This window comes from Phytohabitans sp. LJ34 (assembly GCF_052068095.1).
In the GTDB taxonomy this organism is placed as follows: Bacteria; Actinomycetota; Actinomycetes; order Mycobacteriales; family Micromonosporaceae; genus Phytohabitans.
Window position 1 is genome coordinate 81,662 of the sequence record NZ_JBQHDG010000015.1, and the last position, 12,610, is coordinate 94,271.

14 protein-coding genes and 1 riboswitch are annotated in these 12,610 nt (G+C 70.9%); of the genes, 7 read left to right on the forward strand and 7 right to left on the reverse strand.

Going from position 1 to position 12,610, the window contains the following annotated elements; translation table 11 throughout:
- Positions 1-206: 206 nt before the first annotated feature.
- The 4 genes from ACTMTJ_RS25810 to ACTMTJ_RS25825 all read right to left on the reverse strand — a co-directional run bounded on the left by ACTMTJ_RS25810 (position 207) and on the right by ACTMTJ_RS25825 (position 4,001).
- Positions 207-905: an HAD family hydrolase gene (locus tag ACTMTJ_RS25810; protein WP_441220303.1), complete on the reverse strand. Its 699-nt coding sequence runs from the start codon at positions 903-905 to the stop codon at positions 207-209.
- A 4-nt stretch (positions 906-909) separates the two neighbouring features.
- Entirely contained in the window at positions 910-1,413 is a 504-nt protein-coding gene (locus ACTMTJ_RS25815) for a hypothetical protein (protein WP_441220304.1), read from the reverse strand.
- Entirely contained in the window at positions 1,410-3,110 is a 1,701-nt protein-coding gene (locus ACTMTJ_RS25820; protein WP_441220305.1) for a histidinol-phosphatase, read from the reverse strand. The genes ACTMTJ_RS25815 and ACTMTJ_RS25820 overlap by 4 nt, the downstream gene beginning before the upstream one ends.
- A 126-nt stretch (positions 3,111-3,236) precedes the next feature.
- Entirely contained in the window at positions 3,237-4,001 is a 765-nt protein-coding gene (locus tag ACTMTJ_RS25825) for a hypothetical protein (protein ID WP_441220306.1), read from the reverse strand.
- A 180-nt stretch (positions 4,002-4,181) separates the two neighbouring features.
- Between ACTMTJ_RS25825 and ACTMTJ_RS25830 the strand changes: the two genes are divergently transcribed.
- The 3 genes from ACTMTJ_RS25830 to ACTMTJ_RS25840 are packed head-to-tail and all read left to right on the forward strand — an operon-like array spanning position 4,182 to position 6,223.
- On the forward strand, positions 4,182-4,700 hold the full coding sequence (locus ACTMTJ_RS25830) for a hypothetical protein (protein ID WP_441220307.1): 519 nt from the start codon (positions 4,182-4,184) through the stop codon (positions 4,698-4,700).
- A gap of 31 nt (positions 4,701-4,731) precedes the next feature.
- On the forward strand, positions 4,732-5,157 hold the full coding sequence (locus ACTMTJ_RS25835; RefSeq protein ID WP_441220308.1) for a hypothetical protein: 426 nt from the start codon (positions 4,732-4,734) through the stop codon (positions 5,155-5,157).
- Positions 5,158-5,170: 13 nt separating this feature from the next.
- Entirely contained in the window at positions 5,171-6,223 is a 1,053-nt protein-coding gene (locus ACTMTJ_RS25840) for a hypothetical protein (RefSeq protein WP_441220309.1), read from the forward strand.
- 9 nt (positions 6,224-6,232) lie between these two features.
- On the opposite strand, the gene ACTMTJ_RS25845 is transcribed toward ACTMTJ_RS25840, so the two are convergent.
- From ACTMTJ_RS25845 to ACTMTJ_RS25855, 3 genes are read right to left on the reverse strand one after another with little or no spacing between them, the layout of a single operon-like run.
- Positions 6,233-6,985, reverse strand: a complete 753-nt coding sequence (locus ACTMTJ_RS25845) for an energy-coupling factor transporter transmembrane component T family protein (protein ID WP_441220310.1) — start codon at positions 6,983-6,985, stop codon at positions 6,233-6,235.
- Entirely contained in the window at positions 6,982-8,358 is a 1,377-nt protein-coding gene (locus tag ACTMTJ_RS25850) for an ABC transporter ATP-binding protein (RefSeq protein ID WP_441220311.1), read from the reverse strand. Before ACTMTJ_RS25850 ends, ACTMTJ_RS25845 begins: the two co-directional genes overlap by 4 nt.
- The gene (locus ACTMTJ_RS25855; RefSeq protein ID WP_441220312.1) at positions 8,355-8,927 is read right to left on the reverse strand and encodes an ECF transporter S component; all 573 of its coding nucleotides are present in this window, start codon (positions 8,925-8,927) and stop codon (positions 8,355-8,357) included. Before ACTMTJ_RS25855 ends, ACTMTJ_RS25850 begins: the two co-directional genes overlap by 4 nt.
- Positions 8,928-8,980: 53 nt before the next feature.
- A riboswitch (TPP riboswitch) is annotated at positions 8,981-9,098 on the reverse strand.
- Positions 9,099-9,256: 158 nt separating this feature from the next.
- Here ACTMTJ_RS25855 and ACTMTJ_RS25860 point away from each other — a divergent pair.
- The 4 genes from ACTMTJ_RS25860 (at position 9,257) to ACTMTJ_RS25875 (ending at position 12,565) form a co-directional block, all read left to right on the forward strand.
- Positions 9,257-10,213, forward strand: a complete 957-nt coding sequence (locus ACTMTJ_RS25860; RefSeq protein WP_441220563.1) for a permease — start codon at positions 9,257-9,259, stop codon at positions 10,211-10,213.
- Positions 10,210-10,944 carry a TIGR03943 family putative permease subunit gene (locus tag ACTMTJ_RS25865; RefSeq protein WP_441220313.1) on the forward strand — a complete coding sequence of 245 codons (735 nt, stop codon included), beginning with the start codon at positions 10,210-10,212 and terminating at the stop codon, positions 10,942-10,944. The genes ACTMTJ_RS25860 and ACTMTJ_RS25865 overlap by 4 nt, the downstream gene beginning before the upstream one ends.
- Positions 10,937-11,692, forward strand: coding sequence for a sugar isomerase domain-containing protein (locus ACTMTJ_RS25870; RefSeq protein ID WP_441220314.1), 756 nt, complete (start codon positions 10,937-10,939; stop codon positions 11,690-11,692). The genes ACTMTJ_RS25865 and ACTMTJ_RS25870 overlap by 8 nt, the downstream gene beginning before the upstream one ends.
- Positions 11,693-12,094: 402 nt before the next feature.
- A complete protein-coding gene (locus tag ACTMTJ_RS25875) occupies positions 12,095-12,565 on the forward strand; it encodes a DUF6328 family protein (protein ID WP_441220315.1) in 471 nt (156 codons plus the stop codon).
- Positions 12,566-12,610 lie beyond the last annotated feature (45 nt).

Below are 12,610 nucleotides of genomic sequence, written 5' to 3' on the forward strand. Positions count from 1 at the left end.
CCCGCCAACGCGCGTGATGAATCCCCGTCGGCTGACGGAGGGGGTCGAGTCGGACCGGGGTCGACGTCGCGTAGGCATGCGCTGCCGCCTTTCCGGAGCATTGTGAGATCGGGCTAAAGGGATTAGCCAACTGGATTCCTTCTAGAGTTTGGAACCGCTCCCACAACGCGCACAGGACCCCAAGGGGGTTTTAGGCGATCAGGCTCCTATCCGGCGAGCAAGGTCACGACCGCATCGACGTCGCTCAGATCGTCGAGGACGACGTGTGCGCCGGCCGCCGCGAGTGCCTCGGCAGATGTGCCGCCCGTGGCGACGGCCACGCAGGTGACGCCGTTGGCCAGCGCGGCGTTGACGTCGTGCGCGGTGTCGCCGACGACGATCACCTCGGACGGGTCGAACGCGCGGCCGTGCTTGGCCGCCGCCCGCTCCAGCGAGCGGCGCACCAGCGTGGCCCGGACGACGTCGTCGGTGCCGTATCCACCGATGTCGAAATCCACCAGCTCGGCCAGGTCGAAGGCGGCGAGCTTGTCGACGGCGACCGGCCGGATGTTGCCCGTCACCAGCGTCTGCACCACGTGCGGGCGGGTGCCGAGCGCGGCCAGGACCTCGCGGACGCCGGGCAGCACGAAGCCCTGGCGGAGCAGCATGTCGCGGCGGGCGGCGAACTCGGCCGCGAAGACCGTGAAGAACGCGTCGAGGTGCGGCTCGCAGTCGTCGATGCCGTGCATCGCGAACGTCTCCACCGCGATGTCCCAGTCGGTGCGCCCGGCCGCGAACGCCATGTCGCGCCACTCGACGCCGGTGACCGCGGTGAACGCGGGGGCGTACGCGAGCTGGGCGACGCCCCCGGCGTTCAACAGCGTGCGGTCGACGTCCCACATGACCAAGCGGGTGCCACGAGACATGGATTCAGTGTGCCCCACCGCAACATGGTGTCGGATTGGGGAACTCGAACGGCGCGAGCCGGCCACCCGGCGCCGGCGAGGTGACCAGCGTCAGCTCGCCCTCTGTCCACTCTGGACGGACGAAGTCGCGCGTGACGACCTCCGTCGCGGGATCGGGGTCGGGACCGCCGAGCACCCTGACCCGGGAGATCGCGCTCTTGGCGAGCAGGTCGGCGACCGTCACGGTGCCGGTGAGGGCCTCGACGCCGGCGAAGAGAAACGCCCGGCCGCCGCGCCGCGCGGCGTGGTCGGCGGCCGCCTCGGCCGCCGCCTTCGACAGGTCGTCCGGGGTCTGGGGTAGCTCGGCGTCGACCCCGTCCGGCAGCGCGAGGCTCACCACCACATGGGGGTACGGCGTGCGCGCCAGGTGCGTGCACGCCTCGACACCGGCCGGGAGGCCGAGCGAGTGAAGCCAGTGCTCAGCCTCCCGGTTGGCCCCGTGACCGAGGCTCAATCCGACGTATCTCAACTGGGGAGCACCCAGATGGGGTTGCCGTAGAACCACAGGTCGAGCCACGGGTCGGCGTCGCCGATCACGTCCATGGCCGGGCCGGCCGGGTCGACGGCCGCACCCATGAAGCCGGGCGCGCCGCGCTTGCCGTCGGTGCCCCGCACGCGCACGTAGAACGGCTCGTCCACGCGGCCGAAGGAGTACGTGAACGAGGCCTTGCCGGTGCCCTTGTCGACCTCGAACGACTTGACCACCTTGGTGTTCGGGGCGGTGAAGGTGTCACGGTCGGTCGCCGGACCGGTGACCGAGCCGGCGATCACGTCGACGCGGGCCAGTACCGGCACGAACTGCGCCCAGTTGGGGCGGTTCGCCAGGTCGATGTCGATGGTGAGCTCGACCTTGGCGCCCTTGCGCACGCGCAGCACGCCGCCGAGCGGGACGCCGGTGCCGGGGTGCCGGTCGCCGGCCACGCGGGCGCGGACGTCGAGGCCGCTGATCAAGCCACCGTGGTCGACCCACACCCGGCCGGCACGGAGGCCGTCCATGACCGCGCGGTACGAGAACGAGGTCGAGCCCACGTGCGTCCGGCTGTACTGGCCGGGCCAGTAGTCGCCGGCCTCGGTGAGCAGCGGGCCGTACACCGGGTCGTTGTACCGGCCGTTGAGCTCGAAGTTGCTCTCCGGCCCGCGCTGGGCCGTGTCGAGGTAGTTGCTGTGCGAGTCCGAGTTGGCGCTGATCCACCACGCCTTGCCCTCGGCGAGCAGGCTGTCCCAGAGACCGCCGACGGTGGAGGTCATCCAGTCGAAACCGCCCCAGGTGCGGTAGCTCTCCAGCGGGTATCCGGGAAACGAGGCCGCCGAGGGGCTGCCCTCGTAGAAGCCGCGGCCGCCGGCGTTGCCGATCGGGCCGGGCAGGCCGGCGGCCTGGTGGCCGGGCGCGCCCTCGAAGCCCACCGCGACGCTCGGGTCGGCGTCGCGCCAGGCCCGGATCTCGTGCGGCGAGTCGATGCCCCGGCGGGCCGGGTGGTTGGCGAGGAAGAGCGCACCCTGGACGCGCCGCTTGCGGACCTGCTCGCCCAGGAACTGGATGCCGGCGATCGCGAGCGCCTCGTTTTCCGGGGTGTTCGCGCCGGCGCCCTTCACCGAGCCGTCGTACGCGTTTTCGAACTCCTTGAGCACCGCGACCTCGTTGCGGCCGGGGTGGACGAAGACCGTCGCGTGCTCGGCGGCCGGGATGTTCCACTCCAGGCCCTGGAAGACCAGCAGGTCCTTGAGCTCCTCACGGGTGGAGACGATGTCCGGGTTCACCTTCTCCACGCCGATCTTGGCGTGCGTCACGCTGCCGTGGTCCGTGATGACCATCCAGTCCAGGCCGTACGCCCGCCCGTGCCGGGCCTGGTCGTACACCCGGTACATGGCGTCCGAGCTGTACTGCGTGTGGATGTGGTGGTCGCCGGCGAGCCAGCGGAAGCCGCCCTTGCGGCCGTGGTCGCCGCCGGGGCCGTGATCGTGGTCGTCGCCGTGCGCCTGCGCCGCGCCGGGCGTCGCCAGGACACTCGCCGCCGCACCGGCACCCAGCAGACCGGCACCGCGCAGGAAGCCGCGCCGCGAGACGTCCGCGGGCGAAAGCTCACTGTCCGGGATGGACAGATCAAGAGCCTCGGGTACGTCGGCGGGCTGCCCGCCGACATCGTGATGGTGGTGGCCGTGGCCCATGCGATTACTCCTCGTGTTGCCCGATGATCCAGCGCTCAATCTCGTCCTCATCGGAGAACAGGAGGTGGCCTCACGGCTGCGCACATGCGAACATGCGCACTCGTACACTCCGTGATCAGGGCATTCTCAACGCGCGCGAAACGCCTCGGGCGTCGGATAGACGTACACCTCGGTGCGGCCCAGGTCGACGCCCGCCGGCGCGCCGCCGATGCTCTCGATCTCACCCGGCGACCGGCCGGGCGGGAAGTCGCCGAGGCTCGCCTGTGCCTCGTCCGGCCCGGTGCCGCCGACGATCGCACCGGCCGCGTCGCGGAGCAGTGCCATCGCGACGCGCTTGACCGGGACCGGGTATCCATTGTCGACGGTGAACCGGACGTGCACCACGTCGTCGGTGGTGGCCGTCACGCCGGACGTGGTGAGTGGGGCGATCCGCGCGGCCGAAGCCGGCAGCCACCACGATTCGCCGATCTCGACTTTTAGGCTGGTAACAGCGCGGCCACGATCAACATAAACGTATTGGCCTAGGCCAACGCGTTGTTGAGGGGCGGAGAACCGCAGCGTCTTGGTGACCCGGGTGGACTTTTCGAGGCGATCGCTGACCGGCTGCCCACTGGCGTCGAGCATGGTGACGGAGATTTCCGCGTCGTAGGCGAGGTGGTCGCGACTCGTATTTTCCAGCAGCAACCCGTATGTCGCCATCGTGTCGCCGCGACCGTCGGTGGTCATGGAAACGCCCGACTCGACCACTTTGAGGCCGCCGCCGCCGGGCGCTTGGGCGCCTTTGACCGGCGCTGCCGGGACCTGACCGCCGGTGGCCTGAGGGCTTTCGCCGGGTGCTGGTGTGTCGTCGCAACTCGCCGCTGTCAATCCCACGGTCGCGCAGGCCAGCACGGCCAGTGTGGCCACGCGGAAACTGCGGATTGCCGACCTGACGGACATCCGACCCCCCATGCCAATTGGCGCGACGTGGTTGAATCATATCGACCACTGCCATGATGTCGGACCGAGCGGATTTACGAGGGGACCGCTGTGGGTGTTCTGGCTGAGCAAATGGAGCGTCTTGTCGTTCGCGTGACGTCACCTGACGGGTGCGTCAGCGCGGTGCTGACCCATCCGTCCGAGTTGGACGTGACGTTCACCCCTGGATGCTACGGCCGCTATCGGGAGGACACGCTGGAGCGCCAGCTGGCCGCGGTGGCGACCGGTCTGTGGGCGGGGCACCGGCGCGGCTTCCTGGCCGCGCTGAGCGAGGCGCTGGGCGAGCCGGCTCGAGGCGACGGGCAAGAGCTGGACAGCGAGCGGGACAGCCAGGGTTACCGGGAGGCGGTCGCGGCCGTCGTCGCCGACCGCCGGTCACCGAGCGGGCGCATCCGCGCGACTACCACGGCGCTGGTCCGGTGGGACTTCGAGATCAGCCCGGGCACCGTGCGGGCGTTGAGCGAGGAGGAGTTTCGCCAGGAGCTCCTCGCCGTGGGCCGGGCGACGCTCGACGACTTCTTCGCCCAGGTGCGCGAGTTGAAAGACGAGCACTACGGCCGGCCGGAAAGCCGCTTCTTCGACCCATGGGCGGATGGCCGGATCTCGGCGTGACCGGAGGTCGGTTCAACGGGGAGGACGAGAGATGACCGACAAACACCAGGTGTCGCTGACACTTGGCGAGATGTGGCTCGCTGGCAGTTCGTATCTTCCGCAGGCCGGTGACCACTACGCCGGCCTGAGCAAGGAAGCGGGCGGCTCGGACAACGCCGGGGCGAGGTTCGAGCGATACGGCACCATCCCGGGGACGCCGGTCAGCGGCACGTTTCCCGGTCCGGTCTTTCCGGTGTGGGAGAAGGTCCGCGACCAGTTCCAGGGGATATTGGCGGAGTCGGCCACCAACCTCTACGACGCCGGAGACCTGGTCATCCGGGTTGCCGAGTTGTTCGCGAGCGAAGATCAGGAGATCGCGGCCGGCTTCCGGGCCGAAGTCGCCAAATACCAGGGCGACCCAGAATTCAAGCTGGTGGACCCGCACTCCCGGCAAGAGCCGGACCAGCCGGACGAGTAGGGGAGAGAAACCCATGTCCGGAGAGATTCCGTACGTGAGCCGGGATCAGATCGTGGCGCAGGCCGAAAAGCTTCGTGACGCGGCCATCAAGGTCAAAGGCGAGATGGAGCTGCGTTACATCCCGCGCGACCCCGACCACCCGGCGCGCAGCATCGTGGGCAAGAGCGCCTCGGACTACCAAGGGCACGCCTACGCGATCGACGAAAATGGCAACTACATGGGCACCGACGCCCACTGGGCCGAGCTCGACTCGCAGTACAGCTGGATTCCCGACTTCTACGGCCACAGCATCGGGCCCGAACCGTCCGGTATGGAGCAGTTGATCAATACGATGAAGTCGGTGTCGAGCAAGCTGTATTTCGCACCGACGGCGAGCCCGGGTGCCGCACCCTCGGCGCCCACGGACCCGATCGGAGGGCTCCTCAGACCGACCGAGGCCGCGCTCGACGAGTGGATAGGCGCCGCGGCCGTCGCTTTCCGCAACAACTTCATGCTGAAGATCCCGGACGCCGCGCAGGCGCAGGCCTACCTGGCCGCCGCGCTCGCCCACGCGGTGCAGGGCAACCGGGACATGTTCCTGGCCCAGCGGGTAGACCTGCTGGACAACGCCACCAAGGCGACCACGGCGGTGGAGCAGAGCAACTACTGCAACCCGGACACGGTCAAGAACGTCTTTACCGTCATCGGCGCGGTGGCGACGGTCGCGGCCGGTGTCGCCGCCATCCCGGTGACCGGTGGTGCCTCGCTCGCACCGGCCGGGGTGGCCACGTTCACCATCATCGCCGGCGTCTCCTCCGGCATCGGCTCGCAGGACCTCGGCAAGAAAGAGGACACCCCGCTCAACGCCGACACCGTCGACGGCGTGCTGTCCAAGGCCGTCGACGCGGTCATCCGCATCTCGACGGAGATCTCCGGCAAAGAGCAGCAGATGGTGACGGCGTTGAACGAGATGTTCAGCGTCATCTCCAGCGGCGAGTCCGCCAAGGTCTACCTGGTGCCCCGGCCCGGCGTCCTGGCCATGAGCGACAGCGACATCAAGCGGGAGACCGACTACCAAGGCTTGTAGGTGCCCTGGTCACGCCAGGGAGAGCACCGCCGCGGCGAGTACGACCGCGCCGAACACGAGCGCCGCGTCGGCGGCCCGAAAGCGCTGCGTGCGGGCCTGGCTGCGCGGGCCGCCCCGGTCGAATCCGCGCGCGTCCATGGCCACCGCCAGCCGCGTGCCGCGCCGGATCGCGCCCACGAGGAGCCCGAACGCGGTCGAGACGAACAGGCGCGCCGCGGCGACCGGGTTGCGGCCGGCGTCGACGCCCCTCGCTCGGCGGGCGAGGCGGAGCATCTGCCACTCCTGGCCGAGCAGCGGCACCAGGCGGAACGCGGCGAGCGCGCCGATCGCGAAGCGGTACGGCGCGCGCACGTTCTGCACCAGGGCGTCGGCGAGGTCGGTCGGGTCGATGGAGGCGAAGACGAGCACACCGGGCAGGGCGATCGCGATCACCCGCAGCGCCAGCCCGAGCGCACCGTTGAGCACGCTCGTCGTGACCTCGATGGGCCCGGCCTGCACGACCGTGTCGCCGGTGCGCTCGGCGGCGAAGAGCACCATCGTCAGCGCGATGCCGGCGGCGCTGATCAGCAGCGGCCAGGCGCGGCGGGCGAGCGTGCGGTAGCGGACGCCGAAGAGCGGCACCAGCGCGAGCTCGATCGCGATCGCCGCGGCCGGTGGCACCGGGTCGAGGGTGGTGACGAGTGCGACGGTGAAGACGAGCGCCGCGGCCACCTTGGCGACCGGGTTACGCCGCGCGAGGACGGCGTGCGGGGTGCGTTTCACAGCCTGACCGTCCGGTCAGCCAGGGCCGCCACGAAGTCCGGGTCGTGCGTCACCGTCACGATCCCGCGGCCCTCGTCGCGCAGGCCGGCGAGCAGGTCGACGAGCTCGATCCAGGTGCGCCTGTCCTGCCCGAACGTAGGCTCGTCCAAAACCAGCAGTGCCGGGGCTGCCGCCAGCGCCGTCGCCACGCTCAGCCGCCGCGCCTCACCACCGGAGAGGGTGTACGGGTTGGCGCCGGCCAGCCGTTCCAGTCGCAGGCGGGCGAGCAGCCCGTCCACTGTGGACCTGACCGTGGCGTCAGGCAGTCCCGTTCGCCGGGGGCCGAACGCCAGCTCGTCGTACACAGTGGACGTGACGAACTGGTGCTCGGGGTCCTGAAACACCGATCCGATCCGCCGCGCCAGGGCGGGCGCGCGCCAGCGGTGCGGGGGAGTGGCCACGTCGGGGCCGGCGAGCGCGGCGGTGGCCGCGATCCGACCGCCGTCCGGCTTGAGGAGCCCGCCGAGGAGGAGGGCCAGCGTCGACTTGCCCGTGCCGTTCGGACCGAGGATGGCGAGTGCCTCGCCGTCTCGTACCAGAAGATCGACGGCGGGCAACCGACCGCGGACGGTGGCCCGTTTCGCGGCGAGCAGCCCTTCTCCCGGCGGCGCGTCAGCGCGCCGGGGCGCCACCGGATGGCCCGGCACCCACACGCCCTCGGCGGCCAAGCGGTCGCCGTGGTTGGCGAAGACCTCGTCCGGCGGGCCGTCGGCGCGGAGCCCGCCGCCGGGATCGAGGACGACGACCCGGTCGACGAGCGGGAGTGCCTCGGCGACCCGGTGCTCGACAAGGACGACGGTGGTGCCGGCGTCGAGGGCTTCGCGGAGGGCGCCACGTACCAGGTCGGCGCCGGCCGGATCGAGGTTGGCGGTGGGCTCGTCCAGCAGCAGCACCTCGGGGCGGAGGGCGAGCGCGCCGGCCAGCGCCAGCCGCTGCTGCTCGCCGCCGGACAGGGCGGCGGTGGAGCGGTCGCGGCCGTAGGGAAAGCCGACCCGGGCCAGCGCCTCGTCGACCCGGGGCCAGATCTCCGCGGCCGGCACGGCGTGGTTTTCCAGCCCGAAGGCCACGTCGTCGCCGGCCCGCGCCATCACGAGCTGGGTCTCCGGGTCCTGGAAGACGATGCCGACCCGCCCGTCGACCTCTACCGTGCCCTCGGACTCGCCCGAGTCGGCGGCGAGCAGCCCGGCGAGCGCGGCCAGCAGCGTGCTCTTGCCGGCGCCGGACGGTCCCAGCAGCAGCACCCGCTCGCCGCGCTCGACGCGCAGGTCGAGCCCCCGGACGGCCCACGCCTTGCGCCCCGCGTGCCGCCAGCCGAAGCCCTTGGCCCGGATCACACCAGTGCTCGGTCGCGCCCCGCCGGGAAGCGGTCGAGCACGCCCGTCTGGGCCAGCGCCCTGGTCAGCGCCCAGGCGCCCACGCCTGCGATGACCGCCGAGCTGAGCACGAGGAGGGCGGCGTAGGCCCACTTCCAGGCGGCGCTCGTGTCGGGGTAGTACCTGCTCAAGTCGAGCAGAGTGGCCGCGACGCCGGCCAGCGCCCCGCCGACGATCGCGGTGGGCAGGCGCCAGCTCCGGTAGCCGGTCGCCGCGAACGCGAACTCGCCCGCCGCGCCCTGAAACAGCCCGTAGAGCAGTGTCTCCAGGCCCCACGGTGAGCCGAAGAACGTCGAGACGGTGGCGGCCACCAGCTCGGTGAAGACGCCGGCGCCCGGCTTGCGGATGACCAGCGGGCCGAGCACGGCCGGGACCAGCCAGATGCCGTAGACGAGCGCGCGGCCGGGCAGCGGGATGGCGCTGGCCGGGCCGTCCCACAGCAGGCCCCAGGCCCAGAAGATGACGCCGAACGCGACGCCGAGCACGGCCGCGACCACGACGTCGACGGTGCGCCAACGGTTGTTGTTCATGTGAAAACCTCCCAGTCCTCGCGAACCAGGAGAAGACGCACGCCGGCGATCGGCGAGCCTGAGAATCGACTCCCTGCGCTGGCATTACCCAGATCAGGTTCGAGGGTCTGCGGCCGCCTCGGTCCTGCGGCAACCGCACTCTCAGCGCTGTGCGCTCCCCTGTCGGTTGTTTCCGCCAACGTTAACACCGGCTACCCTGAGGCGGGCCGCGCGAGTGAAGGGAACCACCTGCTGTGACTGCCGCAGACCGCGCGACTGTGCAGCCCGACGGCGACGAGATCGACTGGACGCCCCCGCCACCACCCGAAGAGCCTCAGCCGCGCCGGCGGATCTTCGGCGACCGCATCGGTTCGGTCGAGATCCTGGCGGTGCTGCTCGTCCTGCTCGTGCTCTTCCGGGGCCCGGTCGCCGACGCCATCTCCAACCCGCGCCTACAGACCTGGACCACCGTGTTCGTGTCGGTGATGGTGCAGGCGGTGCCGTTCCTCGTCTTCGGGGTGGTGCTCTCCGCCATCATCGCCGTGTACGTGCCGCGCTCCTTCTGGGCCCGCGCGCTGCCCCGCCACCCCGCGCTCGCCGTGCCGGTGGCGAGCTGCGCGGGCGTGGTGCTGCCTGGCTGCGAGTGCGGTGCCGTGCCGATCGCCGGCTCGCTGATCCGCCGCGGGGTCACGCCCGCGGCCGCGCTGGCCTTCCTGCTCGCCGCCCCGGCGATCAACCCGATCGTGCTGGCCGCCACCGCCGTCGCGTTCCCGAACAACCCGGAGATGGTGGTTGGCCGAGGGGTGGCCAGCCTGATCGTCGCCATGATCATGGGGTGGCTCTGGCTGCGTCTCGGCAAGGCCGAGTGGATCCGCCTGCCACACCGTCCCGACATCGACGGCATGCCGAAGGCGCGGGCGTTCTGGGCGTCGGTGCGGCACGACGTCGTGCACGCCGGCGGCTTCCTCGTGCTCGGCGCGATGGCCGCCGCGACCATCAACGTCGTGGTGCCCGAGCGCTGGCTGCAAACCCTCGCCGACAACCCGGTGCTCTCCGTGCTGGCGCTCGCCGTGCTGGCCGTGCTCCTGTCGATCTGTTCGGAGGCCGACGCGTTCGTGGCCGCTTCGCTCTCCCAGTTCTCGCTCACGTCGCGGCTGGTCTTCCTGGTGGTCGGCCCGATGGTCGACCTCAAGCTGATCTCGATGCAGACCGGGGTGTTCGGCCGCCGGTTCGCGTCCCGGTTCGCCCCGGCGACGTTCGCGATCTGCGTCCTCGCGGCCGTCGGCGTAGGGGCGGTGGTTCTATGAACAAGCAGGCGCAGGCGGTGGTCATGCTGCTGTTCGGCGGCGCGATCGTCCGGGCCAGCGTGACCGACATGTACCTGCGGTACGTGAAGGAGTCGCTCCGGCCCTTCCTGATCGCGGCTGGTCTCGTGCTGATCGCGGCCGCGGTGATGACGCTGGTGCACGAGGTGCTCCGGCCCCGGGACGCCTCCGCCGGCGAGCACGCCGACCACGACCACGGTGACGGCAAGCCGCACCGCGAACCGTGGGTGGCCTGGCTGCTCATCCTGCCGGTGCTGGGCCTGCTGCTGGTCGCCCCACCGGCCCTCGGGTCGTACGCGGCGGGCCAGGCCGGCACCGCCCTCTCCAGCCAGCAGATATCCGACTACCCACCGCTGCCGGCCGGCGACCCCGCCAAGATCAGCGTGCTCGACTACGCGTCGCGGGCGGTCTTCGACAAGGGCGTCTCGCTCGGCGACCGCACGGTGCAGCTGACCGGCTTCGTGGCGCAGGGCCCCAACGGCGAGCCCATCCTGGCCCGGATCATCCTGAGCTGCTGCGCGGCCGACGGGCGCCCGATCAAGGTGGGCATGTCGGGCAACGCGCCCGCCGGGCTGGCCAACGACACCTGGGTCGAGGTCGTCGGCAAGTACACCGACCAGACCGTCACCGACCCGGTCAACGAGGAGAGCATCCCGTACATCGAGGTCGAGACCTGGACCCAGATCGACCCGCCGAAACAGCAGTATGAGTGAGGAGCTGAGCGCGGACGGCTTCCTGCGCACGGCTGTCTCGACCATGGAAAAGGTCGCGGCCAGCCAGCGCTCCCAGGTCGCCGTGGCGGCCGACCTCATCGTCGCGGCGCTGCGGGCCGGCGGGGTGGTCCACGCGTTCGGGAGCGGCCATTCCGAGGCGTTCGCGATGGAGATCGCCGGACGGGCCGGCGGCCTCGTACCCACCAACCGCATCGCGCTGCGTGACCTCGTGCTCTTCGGCGGCGAGCCACCGAGCGTGCTCGGCCCGATGCTGGAGCGCGACCCGTCGGTGGCCCACCGCCTGTACGCGCTGGCGCCGGTGCGGCCCGCCGACGCCTTCGTCTTCGCCTCCAACTCGGGCGTCAACGGCTCCATCGTCGAGCTCGCCACGCTGGTCAAGGAGCGCGGCCACGCGCTGATCGCGGTCACCTCGCTGGCCCACTCGGCCGGCGTCGACTCCCGCCACCCGTCCGGGCGCAAGCTCTCCGACATCGCGGACGTGGTGCTCGACAACGGCGCCCCCTACGGCGACGCCACGCTCCCGCTGGCCGGTGGCGGCGCGGTCGGCGCGATCTCCTCGATCACCGCCGCGCTGCTCGCCCAGCAGATGGTGGTCGAGGTGGTGCGCCGGATGCTCGACGCCGGCGAGGCCCCACCGGTCTACCTCTCCGCCAACATCCCCGGCGGCGACGAGCACAACCACGCCCTCGAAGCCCGCTACGAAGGCCGCCTCCGCCGCGGCGCCTAGGGCCTGCTTTCAGGATCGAGGGCCCGCTGGCGTCGAGGCCATTTCCAAATCTTTGGGCTACCGCGATGTCCGTCGTGGTCCAGACCGTTGCTCCCGCGGCCTCACCCGTCCGCTGTTGGTCGCGGTCGCCGCTTCGCCTGTCGAGCTGCCCCGTTTGTGCGTCCGGGCGGCGACCGGGCGGTTCAGGGGTGGCACTTGTCTCGCGGACGTGGCAGCGGAGGTCGGGGATCTCGGCGAGCGCCAGCTCGCCGCCGGCCGGAGCGGTCTCCGGCGGGAGCGGCGGTCTGCCGCTGACGCGGACCCGGGAACGAAGCATTCGGTTTCACGCTCTGTTCGTCCTGACCGAACGGCCTTGATCAGGAGCGGGTTTGATCTTGGGGTGGCCGGGGCACTGTCGGCGGCGTGCCGGAGACCGACAAGGAGCGCTATGAGCGCAACTTCGCCGACCTGCTTCAGGAACTGCGGGTGGCGCAGACCGGTGTGCAGATCCTCTTCGCCTTCCTGCTGACGCTGCCGTTCAGCGCGGGCTTCGACAAGGTGAACGAGTTCCAGCGCGACGTGTACATCGTCTCGCTGCTCGCCGCCGCCGGCGCTGCCGCCACGCTCATCGCGCCGGTCGCGTACCACCGGGTGCTCTTCCAGCGCGGGCGTAAGCCGGAGCTGGTCCGGTCGGCGCACCGGATGGCCTCCATCGGGCTCGTGTTCATGCTGGTGGCGATGGTGAGCGCGGTACTGCTGATCACCGACTTCATCCTCGACCGGTGGGTGGCGTGCCTGCTCAGCGGGCTCACGGGGGCGTGGTTCCTGTTGTTGTGGCTCGTGCTTCCACTGCTGCGCCGGGACGATCGGGACGAGAACCCTACCGCCCAGTAGTACCTACGGGTAGCGTGGCACTAAGCCGTCCTCGCCAAGGGGGTT